Annotated in this window: 13 protein-coding genes; all 13 read right to left on the bottom strand. The window is 52.7% G+C overall.

What is annotated here, in order from left to right:
• Positions 1-5: 5 nt before the first annotated feature.
• On the bottom strand, positions 6-275 hold the full coding sequence (locus tag ESZ91_RS07695; protein ID WP_129225811.1) for a hypothetical protein: 270 nt from the start codon (positions 273-275) through the stop codon (positions 6-8).
• Positions 276-381: 106 nt separating this feature from the next.
• Positions 382-5,307 carry a hypothetical protein gene (locus ESZ91_RS07690; RefSeq protein ID WP_129225809.1) on the bottom strand — a complete coding sequence of 1,642 codons (4,926 nt, stop codon included), beginning with the start codon at positions 5,305-5,307 and terminating at the stop codon, positions 382-384.
• 59 nt (positions 5,308-5,366) lie between these two features.
• Positions 5,367-9,176, bottom strand: a complete 3,810-nt coding sequence (locus ESZ91_RS07685; RefSeq protein WP_129225807.1) for a leucine-rich repeat domain-containing protein — start codon at positions 9,174-9,176, stop codon at positions 5,367-5,369.
• Positions 9,177-9,502: 326 nt separating this feature from the next.
• Positions 9,503-9,685 carry a hypothetical protein gene (locus ESZ91_RS07680; RefSeq protein WP_129225805.1) on the bottom strand — a complete coding sequence of 61 codons (183 nt, stop codon included), beginning with the start codon at positions 9,683-9,685 and terminating at the stop codon, positions 9,503-9,505.
• 4 nt (positions 9,686-9,689) lie between these two features.
• The gene (locus ESZ91_RS07675) at positions 9,690-10,463 is read right to left on the bottom strand and encodes a DUF11 domain-containing protein (RefSeq protein WP_129225803.1); all 774 of its coding nucleotides are present in this window, start codon (positions 10,461-10,463) and stop codon (positions 9,690-9,692) included.
• 14 nt (positions 10,464-10,477) lie between these two features.
• A complete protein-coding gene (locus ESZ91_RS07670) occupies positions 10,478-12,139 on the bottom strand; it encodes a DUF7507 domain-containing protein (RefSeq protein WP_161971098.1) in 1,662 nt (553 codons plus the stop codon).
• 182 nt (positions 12,140-12,321) lie between these two features.
• A complete protein-coding gene (locus tag ESZ91_RS07665) occupies positions 12,322-13,578 on the bottom strand; it encodes an alpha/beta hydrolase family protein (RefSeq protein ID WP_129225799.1) in 1,257 nt (418 codons plus the stop codon).
• Positions 13,499-16,090: an alpha-L-rhamnosidase gene (locus ESZ91_RS07660; RefSeq protein WP_129225797.1), complete on the bottom strand. Its 2,592-nt coding sequence runs from the start codon at positions 16,088-16,090 to the stop codon at positions 13,499-13,501. The genes ESZ91_RS07665 and ESZ91_RS07660 overlap by 80 nt, the downstream gene beginning before the upstream one ends.
• Before the next feature lie 60 nt (positions 16,091-16,150).
• Positions 16,151-19,633 (bottom strand): Ig-like domain-containing protein, encoded by a 3,483-nt coding sequence (locus tag ESZ91_RS07655; protein WP_161971097.1) that lies wholly within the window; start codon positions 19,631-19,633, stop codon positions 16,151-16,153.
• A 56-nt stretch (positions 19,634-19,689) separates the two neighbouring features.
• Positions 19,690-21,678, bottom strand: a complete 1,989-nt coding sequence (locus ESZ91_RS07650) for a hypothetical protein (protein WP_129225793.1) — start codon at positions 21,676-21,678, stop codon at positions 19,690-19,692.
• Positions 21,679-21,692: 14 nt separating this feature from the next.
• The gene (locus ESZ91_RS07645; protein WP_129225791.1) at positions 21,693-22,553 is read right to left on the bottom strand and encodes a carbohydrate ABC transporter permease; all 861 of its coding nucleotides are present in this window, start codon (positions 22,551-22,553) and stop codon (positions 21,693-21,695) included.
• On the bottom strand, positions 22,543-23,448 hold the full coding sequence (locus ESZ91_RS07640; protein WP_129225789.1) for a carbohydrate ABC transporter permease: 906 nt from the start codon (positions 23,446-23,448) through the stop codon (positions 22,543-22,545). Before ESZ91_RS07640 ends, ESZ91_RS07645 begins: the two co-directional genes overlap by 11 nt.
• Positions 23,445-24,827, bottom strand: coding sequence for an ABC transporter substrate-binding protein (locus ESZ91_RS07635; protein WP_129225787.1), 1,383 nt, complete (start codon positions 24,825-24,827; stop codon positions 23,445-23,447). The genes ESZ91_RS07640 and ESZ91_RS07635 overlap by 4 nt, the downstream gene beginning before the upstream one ends.
• Positions 24,828-24,840 lie beyond the last annotated feature (13 nt).

Genomic DNA, 24,840 nt, shown 5'->3' with positions numbered 1-24,840 from the left:
GTACCTCAAGATTTCAACCAAAGCCGCAATAACAGGTAAATGAGCGTAAAAGCGGCGATAATACAAAATAGTACGGGCAGCATCGCAAGATATTGCCCTTTGACCGCGTCGCGAAATTGTTGTTTTTCCGTCTTTTTGTCACGGGCAGCGCGTTCGCGCTTGCGGCGTTTGCCGCGCCTGACGATACCGCGGTTCCACGGCATCCAATCGAAGGACATATCGGCAATCGTGCGCCCGTCGTCCGACGGATCGGTTGATTCGGGTTTTTCGTTCATAAAAATCGACTCCGAAACGGCATCCTTGCCCCCGCGGACCGCGGGGGCAATGCCGTAACGCTTTACATTTCGTTCCCCTTCTTATCGAAGAGTGTTGTCTGCGGTTTTACGCCGCCGTTTTTTCCGTAACCGTCATCTGGTTGTTTTCGATCTTCGCCTCGTAAGTCTTGCCGTCTACGTTAAATTCAAGAGAAGACATATAGTCGCTGTATTTCGCGGTCGTCGTACAGGATTTTCCGTCATATGTAACGACAAACGAAGGCGCGTTGAATCCGGCAAAACCGTCGTCGTCCTCTATTGATTCAGAAGAAATCAAAATCGTCAATTCTTTGCCGTCCTCGGTGGTATGCGATCCCATGAATTTAGCGGTGGTACCCGAATTATAAACGAGAACATAGTCTACATAGAAATCATCGACAGGATTTAAATAGATACGATAAGCATAATAACTGAGTGTCGCTAAAATATAAGAACCGTCCGAACTGAGCACTCCCTGATACGTTCCGCTTATGCTTCCGGAACATTCGATATTGAACAGAGCGCCTTCGCCCGACATGCCCGCAAAAGTAATATTCATCATCGTTTCATGATACGAATAATACGTATTGTAAACATACGTGTTTCCTTTAACGAACTGCATGACCGCTGCGGGAATCTCTTCAAGCGCGAAAGAAACTTTTTCATTTTCGATCGTCCAAGTCACGTAATAATATTTTCCGTTCAAGACCAAAGTAAAGGAATTTGCGTTGAAATCGGGTTTGATATCCACGGCATCGGCGCCGTCATACGAAGCGGTATAACTTCTGACGCCTGCGGCAATGCTGCGCTCGATCACAAGAGTTTTTCCGTCTACGGTAAACTCGCCGTCAAAGAGATATTCGCTCTCTGTATAGAGAACAAACGTACCGTCCGCCTGTTTTTCGAGATATGCGGTCACGGAATCTGCCGCAGCCGTTTTTCCCGTCAGTTTATAAAGATTTTCGTTTACACGGACAGAAGTCGCCAGGTTGAGATTCGTACCGCGATAACTATCGTCGAAATAGAAACCGAGAACGGCTTTTCCGCTCGTCTTATCAAACGACACAAAGCGGACGAGAATCTGTACGTCATCCAGAACGCTTCCGTACTCGCCTTCGTTCACTGCGCCGCGGAAATCGCTGCCTTCGGGCAAAACGTCGCTATATAATTGTTTTGCGGCAATGTCGTAAGCATAACTCTGGGTTGCGGTTTCGAAAATCAAAATGCCTTCGGTATAGAGATACTGCGCATAGATAACGCTCTCTTCGCCGTATTTCGCATTCGTCAGATCAAATTTGATCGCATAGCCGTTCACGTACTCTGCAAAATCGCCGGATATCACAACAGGCAGGGAAAGCGCTTTGCCCTCTACCGTATTCGTAAAGTTTTCGGTATAGAAGAAATCATATTCAAACGTCTTGTATACGGCAACGTTGACAGACCCCGTTTTGCTCATGACGCCCTTATACGTAACTCCGTCCAAAGTAAACGTCATCATTTTACCGCCCGTTATATCTTCGAACGCAGGTTCTATCTCTTCGCCGTTGAACGTCGTTTTCAATACGGTGGCGGGCTGATCCTCCGCGCCGCCCACGGTGATTTCAAGTTTGACCGTATTGCCGTTGAATTTGTATTCGCCGTCATAATCTTCCCACCAACTTTCGAATACGAGAAGCGGCAGAATATCTTTCGTTGCAGAATCGCTGTTGCTGCGCAAGAAGTACTCTTTCCCGCCCAACGTCACTCTGAAATTCTGGTAATCCTCTTTCACGAGCGTAGCGGTTTCGCCGTCGTACAGCACGACGAGCGAAGGCATCAAATCGGTGCTGTCGGGTTTGGTGGTCACGCCTACGGCAATGGAAAGACTTTTACCGTTAAACAATTCCGAGCCGATCAAGTTCGCAAATTTATCCTGTACGGCAAGGTAAGGCAATTTCGCCGCCGTGGCGCCATCGGTATTTTTGATCAGATATGCATTGTCGCCGTAGTTGAAATTGATCACAGGCGTGATCTCGCCGTTCCGAACGATCAGTTTACTGAGTTTGGGCGCATAATATGAGGTATCATTCGGATTGTAACTCATTTTAATGCCGCCGGAATTGCCGTTATAGACGATATAATCTCCGACAATATCGTTCAGGTCGAAAGATACAGGATTGTAAGTGATTCCGTTATAAACCAAAGAAATAACGCCTTGGGCGGTTTTGGTAAATATTGCGGTACGATCGCCCAATTTCATCGTTGCGCCGCTCTCCGTAGGGATGACGCTGAAAGACGTGGATGAAGTTTCGTCATAATAAACGGTTTTTTCCGCGAAATAGAAGGCTTTCGTACCGTCTGCGGAGATATATGCGCCTTTAAAATCGAAAAACGCCGCAAAATAATAGGGAACTTCATAGACGATGGAATCGTTAAATGTAATATTCGTCGCATTTACCGAAAAGGAATAATAATACAATTTCGAATCCTGATAGAAATCAAAATGCGTATAGGTGTTTGCGGAATAGACAAATATTTCTTTTCCGCGGAACATCATTTTTCCGTCCGCGCCCAGTTTGAATGTGTTTTCGGAATCAACCGTCGGCTTGAATTCGCTGCCGTAAATGCCGCCGAACACTTCCGCTACATACACTTCGCCGTTTACTTTGAGTACCGCCTGCGAATAATGCACGATCGTATACTCGACCGCGCCGAGTTTGCCTTTCACCTGCAAAACGTTTCTGCCGTTTTCATTGCCGTCGTCGACCAAAGAGAACGAAAGGTCTGTTAACGGGGCGTCGTTGACAAAATAAGTATCGTCGACGAATTTTACGACGTCATCCCCCGAAACGTAATTCATGCCGGAAGTTCTGCCGTCCGTATCTCTCGCCATCTCGCTGTAAACGAACAGATCGTTTCCGTTCACGGTCAGGTAACGGTTATCTGCGCCCCATTCGACCGTACGCGTTTCGCCGCCGAAATTCAGCGTTAATTTCGTACCGTTATCCGTTTTCTGAATGGTATAATCGCCGGTAGTCTCGCCGCCGAGCGTAAACGCACCTTGATTGTCGTAAGAAAGGTGTTCGCCCTTTGCGTTGCCATAAATATATTTGCCCGCATAACCTGCATATTCTATCAGACTCTGTACTTTCAGGAATTCGGAATCTCCGTTCGCAACGGTTATACCGTCCGTAAACACAACGTCAAAAGCGGTTTCGCCTTCTCTCGTCAACGTTGCGGTCAGAACGTCTCCGTTCAGTACAAATTTGACCTGCCCTTTCAGATAATCGTAAGTGACGGAACCGACTATTACGGAATATTGTCCCGAATATTCCATGAAAGAAATCTTATCGCCGCTGTGCAGACCGTCGTTATCTTTCAGATAATAAATACCGAAGAACTGACTGTAATCCTGAGGAAGATAGATATATTTATAAATGCTCAGTTGGAAATAATCTTTATCGATCACAAAATTCTGTTCGCGATTGTTGGAATTATAGGAAATATAGCATTGAACGGAAGCGTTGTACATCGAGCAATAGATCGTGACGGGATACCCGTTATAGAAAATTTCCCCGTTTTCATTTGCCGTTATCGTACCGGTGTTATCGTAATTCACGAACGTTCCGACAGGCATGTTTGCGACGTATGCGTCCGCCTCTTCTTTGGCCGCAAGGTAAACGCCGTCCGTATCGATCACATTGAAATCGGCGGGATTTGCATAGTTGTCCAATCGCAGGTATTTCGCGGCGAAGTCGTATCTGAACTCCCAATCGACGCCTTCCACGGCGATCACGGCGTCTTCCACGTCGCCTTCGTCCGCTACCGTTAAGGTTACGGGACGAGTGACGGACTCTTGTCCTTTCAATTTGGAAACGAGGTTTGCCGTGCCGTTTACTTTATCGAAAACGAGTTCGAATTCTTCGACCAACATGGAATACTGCCCCGCAAAACGCGCCAGCGCGCTTTCGGAAACAAGCGCATATGTACGATCCGCTTTTTGTACGCGGAGAACGCCGCCCTTTACGGTAACGGAAATATAGCCGTCAACGGGTATGACGGCGTTGCCGTCCGCATCGTATTCGAACGTTTCGTAATTACTCGTCGTTCCGTCGAAAGTAAACGTATCCTTATCGAAAACCGCGGAAATCAAAGTTCCTTCCGAAATACCGAACCAGGGTTCGAGATCGACTGCGCTCGCTTCCAGGATCCTCCAGGTAAGGACGCATGAAGTCAGCGTATAGTTTTTGTTCGAACCCGTAAAGTTTGCGGTCGCCTCATAATAGCCTTTTTCCGTAGCCTTGACCGCCTGATTATCCTTCGCGGTAAAATTGTTTAAAGAAATCCCCTCGGGCATCCCTTCGCAGGTTGCCGCAAGTTGTATTTCCGTCCCCGTATAAAGATAACCGGTGTTTGACCAGATGAGTTCGGAAACGTCGAACTGCGCTTTTTCAATGGATATCGTCGCAGTCTTCTCGACGGTAGCGTAATTTTTCGCGCTGATTTTGATCTGCACGAAATATTCGCCCGCGTCGACGGCTTCGTCCACTTTGTTCGCTTCAACGGCGCTCGTGCCGCTGTAAACGGTGTATTCGATCTTCGCATCCTTGGGAGCGCCTTTCACTGAAGGAAGGACGGGCTCGCCCGTATAAACCGCGGAGGCGTTTTCCACGGTTACGTCCATTGCCAGAGGATTGACCGTTACTTGCAGAGTCGTCGTGCCGCCCATACAGTTGACGGTAAGCGAATGCGTTCCGATCTCCGACAATGAAAGTTTGTCGTCTTCGGAAATCATTGCGGCCGTAAGTTTGACCTTCTCGGGTGCTTTCTTCCCTTCGTAAGTCACGGTAATTTCAAAATCGTCATAATTCAGTTCTTCGCCTACCGTCAAAGCCGCCGAAGCGGGTTCGATCGCTATAGACGAAATTTTGTCGCCGTCATCTTTTTTGGCGGGTTCGCACGCCGCCACAGCAAACAGTACGGCAAGTACGAACACGCACAATAGCAATCTCAGAAGTATTTTTTTGACCTTCATCGTTTATTCTCTCCTTTAAAGATTCAGGATTTACACAAGCGCGGCTTATCGCGCTGCTTTTACAGTTTTCCGAAAGAGGCGCCGTCTTCGGAGAGTTTTTTCAGATCCTCCGTTTCGACGACTACGTAGCGGCGTACGCCGGACTCGATAAACTGTCCTCCGTCACGCACGATCACAAATTGATCGCTCCCCTCTTCCCGTCGAATGCTATACATCGCGTTGCCGTTTGAATCGAAAGCGATAAAATAGAGTACGTCCCCGGTTGCATTGGTAACGGAAATAAAATATTCCACATCGCCTTTTTCCAAGGCCTTATAAGTTACATTGCCTTTGATATCGAGCACATAAGAATACTGTACATACTCGGTGTTTCCGTAAATATCTACGGTGAGGTCAAATAATTTATAGCCGAAATCGTCATATGCGCTGACCACCGTTTCCTCATGGTCGGTATAGATCGAGGCGATCTGTCCGTACCATTGCGCATCGCTGTCCTCGTCCGACCAGGCGGAAAGCGTTCCGAAATCATACAGGATCCACATATTTACCGTTTCATCCGAGACGGGCTCGCCTTTCTTATCCACTTTTACGCCGCTGAACATCAGTTCGTAATAAGAAGCCCCGTTTGAAACAAAACCGTTATAGTCGTCGTACGTGCCCACATACATATCGCAGATATCGTCGTCATGCTCGTCGAGAATATACATATTCCCGTAGCCGTCCGTTTTGACCGTATAGTAATATAGCAAGGTGCCGTAGAAATTTTCGGTCAGGACCAACGTCATGTCTTCCGAATCGTCGTAGCGGATATAATTTTTTTCACCGATCTTAAACGAACCGCGATTATCCTTTGTTTGCGCCGTCCTGGTATTTCCGTCGCTGTCCGTGATAGAAAACTCCGCGCCTGCGCCGTATTCGACCGTGCCGAACGATATCATATTATTGACTTCATCGTATTCGCGATAATACGCCGCTGCGATCGTTTCTTTCTCGTCAAAAGAAACGATATAGATAGAAATATTTCCGAGAACCTCGACGGTCGAAAGGCGGGTATAACGCCAAAAATCATCGTTTACGTCGGTACTGTATTCTGGCATATGGATTTTTACGGAAGATACGTAATCATACGTATAACGATACCAGCCGGAATCATACGTGACGTTCAGTATGGTATAGGAAAACTCTCCGACCGTTAAATCGATACAGGAATAGTTTCCGTTCATATAGTCGCGGAAAACCGCACTGCCATCCAGCCCCGATACCGCCGTACCGTCGGATTTGAATTGAACAAGCCGTACGGTATATCCTTCCTCGCCGAATTTCTTCTGCGAATCTTCGATGACCGAACAATTATATTTGACTTTCCCGTTTTCTATACTGACGATGGCGCCGCCTCTGCCATCCAGATACAATTCGTTGGAATTGTTATAATATGCGTTGGTCTGCAACGTCATGTAGTCTTCGCTTTTCGGATAAATCGGCGAAGACCAACTTGCCGTCACATCATTATAACGGACGAAAACCTTTTCGTCGATCACCTTATAATCTTTGTCGAAATAGGTGAAAGTATAGGAAATGTCGTCGTCGGTCATGCGGGAATAGAACGTCCCCGCAGGATCGGGAATCGCGTCGAGGTAATAGAACGCGCCGTCTCTCATGACTTTGTTCAGTTGCGGGACTCCGTAGGCATTGGTGCCTATCACATAACTGCCTTCCGCAGTAGCGCTGCCGAAATCGGCATTTTTATAGCCTGTTTTTTCCAGTACGGGCAAAGCGACGCGGGAGCCCTCATATCCGTAAGGAAGATCGCTGATCATAAAATACAGATCGTCGAGGACCGTGCCGTCGTAACTGACGAGTTCGGGATGCCACAGATGCAAAAGCGTCTGATTTTCGTATAATTCTTTGGCATGCGTGCCCGCGTTCTTGCCTAACGCCTTTTTCGCATATGTTTCCGCATCGATGAATTCGTACATCATCGGATAATACGTACCGCACGTTGCGCCGTAAGTCATTTCACCGAAATTCAGATAATCGATTTCCGAAATGAATTTTTGTTCGGGATCGGTCACGAACACGATGCTTCCGTCGGTAAATTCGAATTTCGCGTCCCACGAGGAACCGTCTTTCGACCAATAGGCAGGCGCGCGGCTGCCTGTCGCCGTATAAATATAGGACGTGTATTCCGCCCAGTCGGGATCGAGCAGGTACTCTTCCGCCGCGGCCGTAGGCACGTAAATACGGAAACTGTCAAATCCGATATTATAGCCATCCGAACCGTTATCGGTCAGAGTATTGCTGAAACACTGTTTCCCGTCGAGTTCGGGAACCTGCGTGCCCTTGAAAACGACTTCGGACAAGTTGGAGCATTCCTCGAACGCCATGACGCCGATGTAGGTGATGCCCGTGCCGAATTCGATGTTCAGCGCGCCGTTGAGCGCAAAGGCAAAGTTTCCGATCGATTCGAGCGAATCGGGAAATTTCAGTCCCGAAACGGAGAGCGTATAGGCGAACGAGCGCTCGCCTATGGTCTTCAATTTGTTGCCGAATTCCAAGGAATCCAACGCGGCGGCAAAATAGAACGCCTCGTTTCCGACACTCACGATATTGTCGAGTTTCGGAATGGTTTTCAAACTGTTGAAAGGATAAGCGTATGTAATCAGGGTTGCGGTGTAACTCGGCAACTGTTCGCCGTAAGGATAGATCACCTTGACGGAAGATTCGGTGTTGCCCGTGTAGGATTTGAACGCCGCTTCGCCGATCGTGCTAACGTAACGCAACCAGGCGGGACTGACCGCAATACTGAGCGCGGCATTGTAGCCGAAAGAAATGCAGTTTTCAAAGGCGGATTTGCCGACCTTGTCCAACGCCTCGGGGTAATCAAGCACAACGTTTTCGAGAGCGTAAGCACTGTAAAAGGCGCCCTCGGCAAATTCCTTCGTCTTTTCGGTGACGCGCACCGTCTTTAAAGAGAGGGGCAGGACCTGATTTTCGAAATGCTGGTCCCCCATATAGAGCGAAGAGCCGTCGGTATAGCCTGCGAAAGAATAGGTGTTCTCGTCGTATTTCTTTGCGCCGAACGTGTACGCCAAAAAGCGGTTCGCCGTGCGGCTGCCGCCTATAAACGGCACGGTAAGCGATTCTAACGCGGTCAAGCCTTCGAAAGCGCCGCAGGCGATCTCTTTATACGTTGCCGGCACGATGAGGGAAGTCACCTTTTCGCTGTTTTTATTGTTCGTAAAAACTCCGGCAGCGATCTTTGTCGCCCCCAGAGGGAGAGTGAGAGAGGTGCTCTTGCCGTTATATGCGACGACGGTGCCGTTCTCGATGGTATAATCGCCCGCGTCCTTTACTTCATAACGCGCATAGAGAGTAGCCGTGCCGCCTTTTTCCGCAAGATTTTTGACAGTGTCGCCGAGAAGGAAATCCGCCTCGCCGTCTTCCGTCTTGGAAAATCCGACCGCAAGCGAGCCCATGGGCGCGATATCGGGCAGTTTTTCGTTGACGCCGCGGCGGAGTTGAAAATGCAACTGTCCGCTCGTTCCGTAGTCGAGCACGAGATTGTAATACTGCAGATTCAACTTATAATACAGCGTTACGTTCTTGTCGGGAACGACGTCGTTTTCATAGCGCACCTGATAGCCGCTGTCCGTCCAGTACCCCTCGAAATCCCTGTCCTCTACCGAAAGCACGGGCAGAGGGTCGCCGGGCTTGGCCTCGACCTCTTTTTTTTCGAGCGTCTCGCTGATCAAAGTGACGGTCACGGAATCCTTGATCTGCCGCTGGCAGGCTACGATTCCGAGCGCAACGCAGACGAGCGCCGAAACAGCCAAAAGAGTGATGAGAATCTTATGGATGACTCCTTTCATAAACACCTCTTGCAATATTTACGTCTAACAAAAAAGCCGGGAACGCCCCGGGGATGTTGACGGTGCTGTCGAACAAATATTTCGGCTGTCAATATCATTCGTTTTCTTGCAACGCAAGAAAACGAAAAAACAACCGGTTGTTTTTAAAATGAATACACTACTAGTTTGTGTTTAATTATACATTTATTTTTACAATTTTGTCAAATAGTTTCCATGTTTTTTCACAATTATTTCACGAATAATCACTTATGGAATGTATTACCAAAATTTATCCTTGTCACGATGCAAAAAAAGAAGCGGTTGAAATTCAACCGCTTCCCTTTTTCTCAGAACCAAAAATCGCAAAACATACAGTAACAACAGCAGTCGCAGCAATCCTGACAACTCCGGCTGCAGGGATAGTAATACGGCGTAAATCTCGGACGGCGGCGAACGAGCGTCGTGACGGGGTTGCTGTAATAGACGCCCTCGTTATCCGTCACATTCGATACGTTGACGATCGTATTCATAGCGCTACACCACCTTTACGTCGAATTCTACCGTAACGCTCTGCCCTACCGCGAGATCGCTCAGAGGGAACCCGACCGCGGGGTTATACGCGGGATAGGACACGCCGTTGATCTTCACGCTGCCCGCTACGAAAGTCGTGCCCGCGGGGATCGGATCATAGAACACGAGATTGGTTTTGTTCAGAGTGCCCGTATTGGTGATCAAAGAAGTGTAATGCAGAATTTCTCCGCTGACCGCGTACGCCTTATCCACGCTCTTGACCACGCTCATACGGGTAGAGATCAGAGCGATGGTGACGGGGTTGGTGTTTTCGGTATACGTCACGGGGCCGCGCACGGGATCGTTGACCGTGTACGTGACGGCGCCGTTGTTGGTAACGGAATTGTCCGTTTTGGGATTATTGGCAAGAATGGTGTATTCGACGGTCACGCTTCCGCCCGCAGGCAGATCGGGAAGCGGGAAGCCCGCGGACAAGTCGTACGAAGGCTGCGCCACGCCGTTGATTGCCACGCTGCCCGCGACGTAAGTTGCGCCCGAAGTCATGATGTCTTTGAAGATCAGTGCGGCAAGATACGCCGAACTGTTGTTCGTGACGACGACTTTCTGCCGCGCCGTTTCGCCTTCGTTCAAAAAGGCTTTATCCGAACTCTTGACTTTGGATACAGACGAAGAGAGCACTTCCGTTTGCACGACGTTGCTGTTTTGTTCGCCGCTCTGCGTGGATTGGTCGGGCAAAACGTAATCGAACGTTACGTTGGATTGGTTGAGTATGATCATTTGTATTTTTTCTCCTACGGATTGATTTGGACTTGAAACGTTACAATCGCGCTCTGCGCGGGAACCAGGCTCGGCAGCGGAAACCCGACGGACGGATTGTAAGCGGGAAAGGAAACGCCGTTTACCGTGACGGAACCCGCGATAAAACTCGTTCCCGCGGGAATCGGATCGGTAAATCGCACATTGGTGAGAGGCAGATTTCCGTGATTCGTCACGACGGAAGTATACGTCAGCGTTTCGCCTGCGACGGCATACGCTTTATCCACGCTCTTGACGACGTCGAGGGCAATGCGGACGATATACACGGCGACGTAATTGGAATCGGAAGAACTCGTCACCACGTTGCCCGGGAACGGGATAAAGGTGTAATCCGCCTGCGCTATATTGAAGATCGGATTGGAAACGGGCAAAGAATTCACACGGACGGAAAATTTGACGACGGCCGTGGCGCCCGCATTCAAAGGCCCGAAAGTCACGGGCAGCGCGCCGCCGTACGGAACCCCGTCTATGGTGATCGAGCCCGCGATCAGTTCGGCCTCGTTGGGAAGAAGATCCTGTACGGTCACCGTTTCCGCGCGGATGCTGCCCGTATTCGTGATCTGCAAGGTGTAACCGATGGCTTCCCCGACTTCCGCAACGGTCTTATCGACGCTCTTTTGCACGATGAGCTGCGCGCCTTTGCTGTCGATCTGCAAGGCGAGCGCGTTGGCGACGTACAGATCTCCGTCGGTCGTAAAGCGGATGGCGGCAGTCGTCATTCCCGCGGAAAGAAGGGACGAAACGTCTACCGCCGTGATGTCCCAGCCCTGTCGGCAGGCCGTCGAATTCGTGCCCGCAGCGGCGTTCGCGTTGCGCGTTCCGAACGTCCCGCTCGTATCCAGTACGCCGTTCGAATCGTTGATCTGAGAGGCGAAAAAGTTTCCTACGGGGTTGTTCGGCCCCGATACGGGCGTGAGCGAAGCCGAATCCGGCCCGAACAGCATTCTGTCACCCGTGAGCACCGCGTCCCCTTCCTGCGCGGATATAAACAGTTTTCCCGCAATGGGAAGGGCGTCGGGCGTGATAAAATCGGTAAGCGTCACGTCGGTGCTGCCCGAAGAGGGCGAAACCACCGTGCCGCCGCCCCATAAAGTGAGATCGCGCAGGGGCAGCGACGCATTTTCGTAGACGATTGCCAAAGTCCAGCCCGCGTGGTTGGTTTCCGAGGTGCGCGAATCGATCGCCTCGATGAGCGACGGGATCGAGCCCGCCGAATACGTGCCGTTCATCGCCGTTTTCACGAGGGAAGTCACATTCGCGCTGCGCACGTAAAAACCGACGGTCTGCCCGTCGTTGGTGATGTTGAAATTCTGCCGCGTCTGCGTGTCGGGGACGATCGAATTGACGCCCTGCGGCGTCGTAAACGTGACGGCGTTATCCAACAGGTTGGAAATATTGTTGACACTCGAACGGAACAGGCCGCCCCAGATCAGTTCCGCATACAGCACGCTGCTGCCTGCGGGAAGATTCAGGGAAGCCGCCGAACTGTTTTTGGTGTAATCGAGCGTGGTCCCCGGGGGAAACGCGCCCACTTGCAGCGACGTATCTAAACTGACGAACGCACCGATGGAACCGAGCGTGCCGGGTGCGTTCGCATTGGCAGCCTTGCTCAGCCCGAGCGTATTTCCGATCAACACGATCCCGCCGTTTTTAATGTTGGAATATCGTTGTAGGATTGGCATTATTTATGAACCTCAAAAAAATTACATAACAATACCGCCCTCCGCACGCAAAGAGAGATACCGTTATGTAATCAAAGTCTTACTATAATAATATGAAAAGCGGGGCGGCAAATGTGCCGCCCCGCGATCCTGTTTTTTCAAACGAGAACGCTCGCCGCATATAAACCGCGGCTGTCGCGAAGAAGGATATAATAATGCCGTTTGTATTTTTCTGCGGAAACGAATACGTATCCGCCGCTTAGCGTGGCTTTTTCTTCCGCCCACTCGGTCGACGAATCGACGGTTTCCGAAAGAGTATAGCGCTGTACAGCCTCGGAAACCTTTACGCTTTCGGGCACGGCGATCCCGATCTCGCCGTTTTCGGGGAAGGTCAGAACGCGGACGAGCGGCGTCTTTTTCAAACAGATTTCGTCGGCAAAGGCGAACACTTCCCTGACCTCGGCGCCCTGCGCGTGACCGTGCGTCAGCCCCGGTATGACGGTTGCCGCGCCGTACTTTGCCGCGCGGATGCACCGCGCCATCGAATCGAGTGTAAAGTGCGTGTCCGTATCGCTGTTCACGAACAGAATCGGCGCATTGCCTGCCGCGAGCGCGCCCGTATCGTCCCACAGGTCCGCGCCTTCGTTATTGCGGATATAACTCCCGAATTCGCCCGCCCCTTCCGCGTTGGAAAGGCACCCGTAAACGGGCGCCGCAAAGGCGTAACGGTCGTCATACCCCACCGCAAGACAGGTGAGAAAACCGCCGTAGGAAACGCCCGTAATGCCCATGCGGGAACTGTCAACGCCCGCAAAACTCTTTAAAAAACTGGCTGAGGCGATCACGGACGCGAGCGCGTGATAAACCCACTGTTCGCCGATCGGTTTCGTGCAGTCGGTAAACGACGCGTTGGCGGGACCGTGCGGCATGACGCTCGTTTCATATACGGCGTTGTAGGTAGACGTATCGGTTTTCGGCATACGCCCCTCCGTATCCATGGCAACGGCGGCATAGCCGCGGTCGTTCCAGGCGCGCACCCAGTCGTAAAACGCCGTGCCGAGCGCGCCGTGAACCAGAACGACGGCGGGAACGGGATCTTCCGCGCTCGCGCCTTCGGGCAGTCCCACGTAGCAGAATACTTTCGTATCGTCGACGGACTGAATGAAATACGCCTTGATCTCGCCTCTGTCGAGCGCTTCATATCGTTCGGAAGCGGGCGTCTGCCACAGCGACGCGGGAAATTCTACGCCTTCGGGCGCGTAGTACTGCCCGTCCTCTTTCATCTGCGTCCTCTGCGGATAGTACGGGAACGTATCCTCGGGCGTTCCCGCGCCTTTATCGGTACAGCCGACCATCATACACACCGCCGTCAGCAGTCCGATCGCAAGCGCCGACCACTTTTTGATTCGTTTCATCGCATTCTCCTATTTCTATGATAAATTTACCGTTGGTAAGTTCGATCCCGTCCCGGACCGAACGCCCGTTCATGCAAAGTTCTTTGCCCGCCGCGCGCACGACGAGCCGCGTGTTCGCGGGCGTGTCTACGGACAGCACGATCGTTTTACCCGTTCTTTCCCAACGGACGGAAATTTTGCCGCGGACCGTTTCGAGCGATGCCGAAACGCTTTGCAGGCACTTTACGAAACAAGGCTCGACGACGATCTTCTGAAAGGCATTTTCGCATTCTTTCGTGCGGATCCCCGCCAGATAGTTGAAGAGAAACCCGTCGTAGGCGGCGAACATGGGATGATCGAAAGAGTGCATATCCGTGCCCACGTCCGATTCCCATCGTTCCCATACCGTCGTTGCGCCCTGTTCGAGCATATAGCCCCAGCCGGGGTATTCCTTGTTCAGAAGCAGGCGGCAAAGTTCCTCCGCGTACCCCGCCTCGGCGAGGCGGTAAAAGAGATGCCTGTATCCCTGATTTCCGCACGTGGTATGATACCCGCGCGCGCGCAGATCTTCCGCGGCGCGCTTTGCCCATTCTTTGCAAAGTTCCGACTCTTCGGGAAAAATCGTCATCGCCACGGCGCATTCCGTCTGCGAGCCGCCGCCGATTACGCCGTCTTTGACGTACTTTTCGAAAAACGCGCGCTTGCCCTCCGCGAAAAGCGCGCCCCAGCGCTCCGCGTCCTCGTTTTTTCCTAAAATTTCTGCGATCTTCTGCGTAAGGGAGAGGTTCCACAGATAATATGCCGCGCCCATGAATTTGGGCGTGACCATCGCGGAATGGGTGCCGTCGCCGCCGTTGGAATAGGCGAACGCGGGGCACCAGTCGCCGTATATGCCCCATTCGCACACGCCGCCCTTCACGAATCCTGCGAGTTTTTCGTTCCAGCGGCAAAAACTTTCGTAATTCTTTTCCAGCACCCGCCGATCGCCGTAAAAGCCATAGGCGACGAGCGCGAGCAACTGAAACGCGTCCACCGCGTCCGCCGTGTCCGAACCGACGGTAAAGGGCACGGTATCGCCGAATGCGCCCGTATCGTCCTGCGAGTCGGAGATCATATCCACGAAATTGGGAAGAAAGACGGACAGATCGAAATTACATACCGATTCGAACACGCGCGACGACAAATCGTTGAGCCAGCCGAGCCGCTCGTCGCGCTGGGGACAGTCGGTGAATACGCCGTGCAAATTGTTCGCCTCCGTCAAAAAAGCCATTTCATGCAGGCGGGACAGGCACTCGTCGGAACAGGCGAATTCGCCCGCCGGCGTCACTGCGGTGCGCATCTGCTGCGCCGTCACGCCGAGGATCTCCACGTTTCCTTCCGTCACGATCTCGGCGTAACGGAATCCGTGATAGGTGAAACAGGGCGCGTACGTTTCCTCTTCCTTCCCCGCGGCGATATATACGTCGCGGCTTTTCGCCGTGCGCAGGTTCGCGCGGTTCACCCGACTTTCACCGCTTATAATTTCCGCATACCGCAGCGTGATCTTCGCACCGCGCTCCGCCCGAACGGTGATTTTCAGCCGTCCCGAGATATTTTTGCCCGCGTCCGCGAGATACCTGCCTCCGCCCATGCCGCGCACATAGAGCGGCGCGAAACTTTCGCTCACCGCGACGGGCGGCAAAGGATTGGAACAAAGTTTTCCTTCGGGCGCATCCGTACAATACGCCGCGACGAATTCCGAAGTGCTCACCGCGTAATCGGGCGAAAACCAATCGCGTTCGCGCCGCGCGTCGTACACTTCTCCGCCGTAAATGCTGTTTTCCGTCACCGCGCCGCCCGTCACGTTCCACAGTCTGCCCGCCACGGTAGGAACGGTTTCGCAAGAGCCGTCCGCGTACTCGACGAACAGTTCGCCCTTCATTTTTTTTGCGCCGTAAAAGCCGTAGCCTATCTCCATGCAAAGGGCGTTGCGCCCCTCCCGTATCTCGGGCGCGTACACGCTGTAATATACTTTTTTCCGATAGACGGATACGGAACCGTTAAAGTAACTGTCCTCCGCGAGTTTACCGTTGCAATAGCAGCGCCCCGTGCCGAGCGCAGCCACATAAAAACGGGCGCGGCGCACGGGTTTGCGCGCCGAAAAGTCCAGCCGGACGACGTCCGTGCCGCCCGCGTACGAGAGCGGCATGCCGATCCAGCGCGCGCAGGGCATCGGTTCTCCGAGATAGGAAACTTCGAACCGCGCGGGAGAAGAAAGCGCGCCGTTGACCTCCACCGTCCAAACATACTGCCCGTGCTCTTTCAGCGGCGTTCCCTCGTAGCATACCCCGGACGTTGCGTCGGATACGATCGTACCGCTGTCCCAGGCTTCTCCTGTTTTCGACAAAGCCGCTTCTTCGGAATAGTCGACGCGGATCCTGTACGTCTGCTGAAAGACGTTCTCGCCGCGTATCTTCCAGGAAAACGCGGGATGCGCCGCGTCGATGCCGAGGGGCTCCTGCCGCCCTTCCGTTCTTAAATCGTAAATTTCCATTGCCGTACCCGAATTTTCATCCGAAGCGCGGAAAAAACCGCGCCTCGGACAAAACGTTATTTATGCTTTTTTCTTTTTCAAAAGGACGATCGCCGCCGCGCCCAAAAGGAGCGCCGCCGCTGCCGACGAAACCGCAGCCACGCTGGAGCCGCAGCCGCCCGCCTTGCCGACCTGGATCGCAATCGTGCCCGTAACAGACTTGCCGTCCACCGTTAAGCGGAACGTAAGCGTCTGTTCGCCCGAGGTATCGGCGTCGTAGCCCGTCACGCGCGCTTTGGTAAGATCCACGCTGTCGCCTTCGGCGCCCGACGCGAGCACTACCGTGCCTTTCAGTCCGAATTTTTCGATGAGCGAAGCGACGTCGAGTTCGGCTCCCAAGTCTAAGCGGATCGCCTTGTCGGAAGTGAGTTTCAGCCCCGCGACCGCGTCGGTGACTTTTACTTTGTAGGTGACCGTTTTGACGATCGTGCCGTCGGAAGTCTTCAAAGTGGCGGTCACGGTGGTTTCTCCGATGCCCTTGCCGCTGATCAGCCCGTTGGCGTTGACTTTCGCGATCTTGTCGTTTTCTTCGGTAAAGAACCATTCGCCGTTGGTGGCGTAAGAAGGGATCGTTTCCACGTTGGAGGCGTGCGTTTCGCCCAGGCCCACTTCGACGATCTCTTCCAATACCCTGCCGTCGGCGGGCGCGATGTTCCAGGCAAATTTACCCTGCGCGTTGTATCGGATGACGACGTCGTATTTGATCTCGCCCACTTTTACGAAATCGCCGTCGCCCTTGGGCGTGTTGGTGCCGTCCGTTTCCCCGAACCATTTATAGAAACACAGCCCCTTTTTGAGGGTGATCGTGTCGCCCGTTTTGTATTCGGTGATCGCTACGCCGTCGATTTTCGGCGTGAACGCGAGCATATTCGTGAGATATCCGGGGTTATCCACCGTGACCGTGGCGCCTTCGCGGGTATAGGTCACGAAATCGGTGATCGTCTTGCCTTCCTCTTCGGTCAGATCTTTGGGGTATACGTTCGCCTGGTTGGGGAAAGTTTTCTGGAAGTAGATGAGGATCGTCGTGCCCGACCACGCGTTGTCGTCGTTGCAGGTGAGGTTATCGGGATAGGTTTCCACGACAGGCTGTACGTCGACGGAAACGGTCACTTTGGCCTCGATATCCACGCCGTTGACTTTGAGCGTGCATTCGATCTCGACGTTCTTCCTGCCCGCCGAGGCGGTATCCAGCGTAAACACGGCGGTCGCGTCGGTAAGCGCGATCTCGTCGCTTAAAAAGCCGTCGCCGTAATCGATCTGCACTTTGACTTTGGAAACGTCGAAAGTTCCGTTTTGCGCAACGTAGAAGGTGCGGTCGTTTGCGACGACGAGCGAAACGGAATCGGGCGCCTTGACGTTGACTTTCAAAACTTTCGTCTTATCGCCGAGTTTCAAAGTGATCTCCGCATTGCCCACGTTTTTCGCGACCAGTTTGCCGCCCTCGACCGCCACGATATCGGCAGCGGAAGAAGTCATCGACAATGTTGCAAAGGAGCCCTCCGGCAGCAGTTTTACGTCGGGCGAGAACGACGCGCCCTTGGGCACGACGAGTTCGGTTTTCGCAAGTTCGAAATCGTCGGCGTCCGCCACATAGTTCTGCCATGCGGCGCCGTCCCACACGTAGGAAACGGGGCCGTCGAATTTGTAAGAGGCGATCCAGGTTTCATCGACGTACCGATAGAAACGGAAATTTTCGTTCAGCGTCAGCACGCCCCCGACGGGGAACTTTTCGGGTTCGGTGGCTTTATAATTGTTGAACGCCAGAATGCACTGTTTTTCGGAAACCTGTCCGATGGTGTACAGTTCGTACGACGCACCCGCTCCCGTCGCGGGATCGCGCAACGTCGCGATCGTATTGTCGATGCCGTATTCGGGTTTCTGGCGGAAATCAATCGTTTCGACGAGAGCCGACTCGTTCCCGTCGATCACGTCCGTAAACCAGAGATCCAGAAAATCTCCCCAGGACACCACCTTATCGGGCGCCAGGGCGTCGACTTTCGTCACTTCGTACACGTACACGGGCACGTCGCAACTGACATCGTCCTTGGTGACGGTGATCGCCGAAACGCCTTCTTTCGTAAGATCGAGTTTGGAATCGGAGATCATTGCGGCGGTCACGTCGAACGTGTCGCCGAAAGTTCCGTTTTCATATTCGATGGTCGCGTTCAGGCGGGACGCCGCAAACGCCGCGTCGAACGCCCTGTCGGTATACTCGACGAGATACTGCTTGCCGTCCTTTACCGCAGCGCCCTTGATCTCGAAAGTAAATCCCTTGATCGCGGATTCCGCGTTGACCGTGATCTCGATTTGCGCGCTCACGTTCAGAAAATGTGCGGTGATCGTGACCGTCCCTTCCTTGACGCCGTGCACCACGCCCGTTTCGTCTACGGTGGCGATCGCGGGATCGGAAGAGGTGAACGCAGGCATAGGCTCCACGGCGCCCTCGTTGATCTTCCATTTCAAAGGCACGTAGTTGCCCACGCAGACGCTGTTCAGTTCTGCCTGGGTATTGGTGAATTCGGCGCTCGTCGCAAAATTTTCGACGGCGTTCCATTTGTTTCCTTCGAACTGAAAGACGAGATCTTTTTGCAAGATCATGACGGGGTGATAATTATTTATGCCCAGACAGTAATCGCTGTTCAAAGCCTCGTCGATATGCCCCACTTCATATACGGGCAACCCTTTGCGCAAAATCAGTACGGCGCCCTCCTGTACGATCGTATCGGTGACGGCGATCTTTCCGTTATTGATCGCAATGCGCGTAAAAGCGTTTACCTCGTTTCCGTTGGTAAGTTGGATATATTTCGCGATCTTATTGAATATGACTTGCGGCTTATTGCCGAAAGTCGCGTACCACCCGCTCTCCTTATCGCATAAAGCCCCCTTCCCCGCTACGTTCGTCAGATTGAAATCCACGATGATGCAGTTTCCGGAATTGATGGTATGCGTTTTAAAATCTCCGTTGGAAACCGCCGCACCCGTCACCTTGTCGCTGACGAGATCGCCGCTCCAACCGTCGGCGGTGTAGGTGATCGTCACGTCTTTCGCCGTCGCGATGCCCAAGTCGCCGCCGTCCCAGTTTTTAAAGGTAAAGCCGCTTGCGATCTTCAAAGTGTCCCCGACCTCGTAAACGACCGCTCCGTCCGTAACAGTGTCTTCATTGAACGCAAAGACGAGTTTGCTCACCGCGTCGTCGAAGACGTATGAGATATTTTTCAATGTTCTCGTGCCGCCGGAAGCCTTTGTATACGTTACTTTATCCGTCGAAGGAGAACCCACGTTGAACGAGTTTTCGCCCAAATTGGTATTGATGACAAACGCTACCGACTGTTTGTCGGTCTCGCCCTGCGGATCTGCGGACGTGACCGCGACGAAACCGAAATTTGTGCGGGCCGCGTCGATCCCTTCGGCGCGCGCAAACAGCAGCATTCCCGTCAAAAGGGAAAGCGACAGTATGAGCGCCGCGGCCAGTGATAACAGGACGCCGAATCTTTTTTTGCTCATAGTTTCCTCCATAAATTTTTTATTTTGCGCCGCGATCATGCGGCTTTCGGATCAGTTTAATAACCGTACGCGTAATTCAGTCTGCCGATGGGCGCGCTGTCGCCCGAAATATAGTAGTCCATAATGTCGGTATATTGCGTCACGTTGTCGGCCACTTTGAATTCGAATACGAAATTTTCCGCGGAAAGCCCGAGCATGGCAAGCGGTATGGTGATCATCATCTGATTTTTTTCGATCTTCATGTCCGCCGCGCCTACGTTCTTCCAGTTCCAGCCGCCGACGCTCATATCCACGCTCGCCTTGCCGTCTACGGGAGCACGGTTGATGATGAAGTTATAGCCTTCCCAACTGTTTTCCGCCGTACTCGCTTTGGTTTTGACGAGCACGTTCATCCAGTTTTCTCCGCCCGCGTAAGGCGTGATATCGTCTTTCGTCTGGATACGCAGATACACGTTTTTCCCGTCGTGCACGATCGCCGTCTCCACGATATCGTTGCGGTTGGAAGTGTCGGTGTACCAACTCCCTAAAAGATTCGCTTCCTTCGAGCCCGTGCGGATATCGAAGCCGTAGAAATCCCGCACGCGCGCATCGCCAACGAAATCCTTGTATTTCGCCTGCACTTTGTCGAAGTCGGAAAGAGAAGAGACGGTCTTTTCCTCCCATTCGTAATCATCTTTTGCCGCGCCGTACTTGTATTTACGCACGTTGCGCACCAATTGCAGATAGAAATTATCCTGATAGTAATCCCGGTCCATTTCCAGATCGCGGGAAAACTGATTGTTGAAGTTATCGACGTACAGGATGCTGTCGCCCGCGGGGTTGTATTTCCAGGCGAGCCACTCGTTCCAGGCGGAAACGGTGACCATTTCCACCTCTTTCCCGTTTTCTTCGTAGCGGAACACGCTGTCCCACTGGTCTTCGATATTTTTACCCGATTCCCAGTCCTCGTCGATGGAAAACTCCGCTTCGTTCCAGCCGCGGGAACTCCTGCCGTCCGCGGGCCGCCCGTAGTGCGTGTAAGCCGAATAGGAAGTTTCGCTCGAACCGTGCTGGGCGACGTTGACGTTCATCACTTTATTGTCTTCGAAATAGAAGTTCTGGTTGCCCTCCGACCAGTCCATCCAGGGAAAGCCGTTGCTTTGCGAGGCCTGATTGGGCCACTGCGATTCGCGCACGTCGAAGTATTCCTGCATATCCGCGGAAATATCCACGCGATTGTCGCCCGTCTGATCGGTGCCCTTGTTTTTGTCGGTCGTACCGACGATCATGGGCTTGCCGAACGGGGCGAACCAGATAGAATCGTATTTGCCGCTCGCATAAAAATCTTCGTAGATCTCTTTCACGCGTTCGCCCGATTTATTGTTGGTATAAAAGACGACCTGCGGCACGTCCCACCCCTGGTCGGAAAGTTCCAGAATGGTATCCAGAACCGCGTACGTCGGGCGGCTCAACTGCACGTTTTTGGGATCGGACGGGTCGGAAACAAAGCCCGTATGCTCGTTCTCGGCATAATCATACTCGTTGGTGGTGTCGAAAAAGATAAAATCGACGCCAGCCATCGTGAGAAGTTCCATATGGCGCGCGACGACCCAGTCGTCCGCGGTGTTGTAATAACCGTAGAGCGGCTCATTGGTCCAATGCACGTAATTGGTGGGGCTTTCCATGCCGTCGGGATAACCCTCCTCCGCGTTTACGGTATTCGGGACTTTCTGCCCCAGACGATAGGATGCGTCGAACACGGCCGCCGCCCCTTCCGCCGTCTTTTGCAATTTTGTCACGTCGTACACGCCCGCCGACGACAGGTGCGTGCCCAGCCAAAGGAAGTAGAATACCCCCACATACCGTTCATGGTCGGTCTTTTCCTTATGCATGGGCGTGATCTTCCGTCCCACGCGGTCTGTCGCGGAAAAACTCGCTTTCGTGAACGAATATTCGTCCATTCCGCGCCGTATATCAGTCATCGTATCCCCTCCGCAAGCGCTCATACAGGCGGCGCTCACGCATAAGAGCAGCGCCGTCAGCAGCGATACTAATTTTTTCTTCAAATCATTTACCTCCATTATCCTTTCAGTCCCGCCGTCTGTACGCCTTCGATCAGATATTTCTGGAACACGGCGAATAAAACGGTGGGGACGACCGACATGATCGTCGCAGCCGCAAAGATCCATTCGGGGTGCACGGAATTCGTTTCCTTGCTCGTCATATCGTAGAGCGCGTAGGCGAGCGTAAACGGCGCGTCGGTGCTGTTGTTATACATGGAAGGCGTGAGATAATCGCCCCATGCAGCGATGAACGCGTTGACCGCCAGATAGATGAGGATGGGCGCGCACAGCGGCGCGCAGATGACGAAACACCGCACGAACGCGTTCGCCCCGTCGAGTTTCGCGCTCTCTTCCAACTCCTTGGGCACGCCGAGCAAGAACTGCCTGGCGAGGAATACGTTCATCGCCCCCGCGAAAAAGAGCCCCGGGAGAAAGAGAGGAAACAAGGTGTTCGTCAGCCCCATATCGTTGTATAAAACGTAGAGCGGCACCTGCGTGACGATGGAGGGAAGGAGCGCCGTCACCATCATAACGGCAAACACGGTATTTTTGCCGATCCATTCCAGCCGCGCGAACGCGTAGGAGGCGAGCAGCGTCGCCAACGGCGTGCTCACGCACACGATGAGGCAGACGATCAGACTGTTCACGAGCGGCATACCGTAGCCGCCGTCGCTGAACGCGCGCACGTAATTGATAAAATGCAGCCCGTCCGTCCAATAGTACATATGCGCATCCAGCACCCGCTCGTTGGACATCAGCCCGCGGTTGAGCATAAATCCGTAAGGAAACAGCAATATGACTGCGATCAGTACGAGAAAGAAGTAAACGATCGCCTTTCCGACAACTCTTTTTACTGTTTTTTTCTTTTCAACTGTCATACTGCACCCACTTATTGGTTTTGAAAACCAGCCCCGTCAGCAGCCCGACCGCAACCACGAGCACCCACGCCAAGGCGCAGGCGTAACCCATGTTGTAGCGGCGGAACGCCTCGTGATAAATTTTCAGCCCGAACATATAGGTAGCCTTGTCGTTGCCCCGCCCGCCGTTGGGCGCAAAAGTGAGCGTGCCGTTGAATTGCAGCGTTACGATAAAGGTGGTGATCAGATTGTAAAAGATCATGGGCGTGGACATGGGCAAGGTGATGGAAAAAAATTTCCTTCCCGCGCCCGCGCCGTCCATTTCCGCCGCCTCGTACAGTTGTTTGGGTATATTTTTGAACTGCGCCAACCAGATGATGGTGCCGCCGCCCAAACTCCATAAATTCATCAGCACGATGGAAAGGATCGCCGTCAGGTTTTCCGCATTGAAAAATGCAGAGGAGGAAAGCCCCAGCGAGATCAAAAACTGGTTGAATATCCCCGGCGTTTCGGGATTATCCCGCATGAGATAACTCCATACGATACCCCCGACGATGGCGGGCATCACGCACGGAAGATAATAAAGCACGCGGAACACCTTGATCCCCTTTACGTTTACGTTCAGAAACAGCGCTAAAAGATAGGAGCCGCACATGACGACGGGTATATTCACGGCGGCGAAAAACAGCGTGTTCGTCACGACCTTGCTCATTTCCGATTCGGTAAACACCTTGATATAGTTTCCGAATCCGACAAAGTCGAAGACGGAAACCACGTCGTAATTAAAAAAGGAATAATAAAAGGACTGCACGATGGGCACGAGCGTAAAGACGCAGATGCCGACCGTCATCGGGAGCACGAACAGCCAGCCGCTCACGCTCCCCCGTATCCTTTTTTTAAGCGTTACGGAAATCATGCGAACGATACCGCCTCCTCCAACTGCTCCTTGCAGGCGATCACAAGCGAATCCACCGACTTATCGGTATCGACCAGTTTCATCATAAATTCCTGCATGGCGGTGAGGATATCGAATGTGCAGGAAGGCGCCTGCGAAACGAAAAATTTGGAGGAAACTTTGTATTCTTCCCCGACGAGCCAGGCGTCGAGATTGAGGTCCTGATAGCCCTTCGACCAAGCCTTTTCTTCCGCAAGATCGATACGCACGGAGGGCGTGGCAAGCCCCGCGTTGATGAGCGCGCTCTGCCCTTCCTTGGAGATCATGTATTGGAGAAACTGCCAGGCAAGGTCGCGCTTGGCGCCGACAGGCGTCGTGGAACTGATGCCCCAGCCCGCGAAACCGCAGCCGATTTTCGGATCTTTTCCGATCAAAGGGAACGGCAGCGCGTCGAATTTACCTTTGATCGCCGCGTTCAGATCCATTCTCGCGGGTCCGAGGGAGGAAAAATGAAATGCGCAATTTCCGTTGCCGAACGTGGAGCCCGAAGTACTCGTGCGCAGGATCCTCCCCGCCTCCGCCAGTTCGCGGATCATTTTCGCCATGGTTTTCATGTTTTCCGATTCGACGGCGACTTTACCTTCCCCGTCGAACACTTCCGCGCCGTAGGAAAGCATCATCGCGTTGAACACCGCTTCCCAATCGAAATCCGCGTGCAGAGCGAAAGCATTGCCGTAGCCCGCCGCTTTGCCTTCCTCGCTCGAAAAGTAAGCGTTCAGATCGTAGCAGACGGAAACGAGGTCTTCCCAAGTCCAATCGTTGGAAAAGCGCTCGTCCGTTTCGGGATCGATGCCCGCCGCCTGCAAAATTTCCGTATTGTAATAGGTGACGACGGAATCCATCGAGCGGGGCACGACGTAGCGCTTGTTTTCATACGTGCTCATGTTGAAAAACGAATTGTAATAATCCGCTTCCAGATCGAGCGTGCCCGCCTTTTTCGTCGCCTCGTAGTAAGGTTCCAGGCTGACGACGCAGTTTTTGCTCACGAGATAGTAATAAAAGACCGTGTTGGTGTAAAACAGGTCGGGAACGTTGCTCGAAGCGATCGCGCTGCTGATGGACTCCGCATATTTCGCATCCGAAATGGTGCGGCGGTCGAGTTTGATCTCCACGTTGGGGAACATTTCCTTAAATCCGGGCTTTAACGCCTCGATATAGGATTCTTCCAACCCGCCGTCGTTGCTGGGCACGAGTATGGTGAGCGTTTCGGAAATGTTTTTATCGACGTTGAGGTTGACCTCGTATTCGTCGTCGGGTTTGTCGATAATGTTCGGGCGACAGCCCGCGCCGACCGCGCAAAAAAGTGCCAGCGTCAAAAACGCACAAAGTATTTTTTTCATCTGAATTCCTCCT

The sequence above is a fragment of the Candidatus Borkfalkia ceftriaxoniphila genome, from assembly GCF_004134775.1.
Taxonomy (GTDB): Bacteria; Bacillota; Clostridia; order Christensenellales; family Borkfalkiaceae; genus Borkfalkia; species Borkfalkia ceftriaxoniphila.
The sequence above is the reverse complement of the archived record's forward strand: the minus strand, read 5'-3'. Positions and strand labels throughout refer to the sequence as shown.